This is a genomic window from Streptomyces longispororuber (assembly GCF_024448165.1).
Lineage (GTDB): Bacteria > Actinomycetota > Actinomycetes > Streptomycetales > Streptomycetaceae > Streptomyces > Streptomyces longispororuber_A.
Map to the genome: position 1 here is coordinate 1 of NZ_JAMOLN010000435.1, position 620 is coordinate 620.

The window sequence follows — 620 nt, forward strand, 5'->3', positions numbered from 1 at the left end:
TCGTGACTGCGTGCCTTTTGAAGAATGAGCCTGCGAGTTTGCGGTGTGTTGCGAGGTTAACCCGTGTGGGGAAGCCGTAGCGAAAGCGAGTCCGAATAGGGCGATTCAGTAGCGCGCTCAAGACCCGAAGCGGAGTGATCTAGCCATGGGCAGGTTGAAGCGGAGGTAAGACTTCGTGGAGGACCGAACCCACCAGGGTTGAAAACCTGGGGGATGACCTGTGGTTAGGGGTGAAAGGCCAATCAAACTCCGTGATAGCTGGTTCTCCCCGAAATGCATTTAGGTGCAGCGTCGTGTGTTTCTTGCCGGAGGTAGAGCACTGGATAGGCGATGGGCCCTACCGGGTTACTGACCTTAGCCAAACTCCGAATGCCGGTAAGTGAGAGCACGGCAGTGAGACTGTGGGGGATAAGCTCCATGGTCGAGAGGGAAACAGCCCAGAGCATCGACTAAGGCCCCTAAGCGTACGCTAAGTGGGAAAGGATGTGGAGTCGCAGAGACAACCAGGAGGTTGGCTTAGAAGCAGCCACCCTTGAAAGAGTGCGTAATAGCTCACTGGTCTAGTGATTCCGCGCCGACAATGTAGCGGGGCTCAAGCGTACCGCCGAAGTCGTGTCATT

The 620-nt window shown here is 56.0% G+C and carries 1 rRNA gene; it reads left to right on the forward strand.

Annotation, left to right across the window (positions count from 1 at the left end):
- A 23S ribosomal RNA gene (locus M4J07_RS47725) occupies nucleotides 1–620 on the forward strand; the annotation flags it as partial.